The sequence below is a fragment of the Pseudokineococcus sp. 1T1Z-3 genome (assembly GCF_037482365.1).
Taxonomy (GTDB): domain Bacteria; phylum Actinomycetota; class Actinomycetes; order Actinomycetales; family Quadrisphaeraceae; genus Pseudokineococcus.
In genome coordinates, this window is the sequence record NZ_JBBHZF010000012.1 from 1 (window position 1) to 232 (window position 232).

The 232-nt window shown below is 78.9% G+C and carries 1 pseudogene; it reads left to right on the forward strand.

The window, feature by feature from the left end:
* Positions 1-232: pseudogene (locus tag WDV86_RS03355) on the forward strand (endonuclease); the annotation flags it as partial.

Here is a 232-nt window from a genome sequence, read left to right on the forward strand (position 1 = left end):
ACGGCACCCGCGACCCCCGCCCCGCCGCCACCCGGCTCGCCCAGGCCCTGGTCACCCTCGCCGACGCCCACCTCGCCGGCCACACCGGCAGCTCCTCCTCCCGGCCGAGGCTGCTGGTGACCGTGCCCCTGGCCACCATCACCGACCCGACCGCCCCCGGCGCAGCACCCGCCTTCCTGCCCGGCGGGGCACCGGTCTCGGCCGAGCAGACCCAGATGCTCGCCTGCGACGG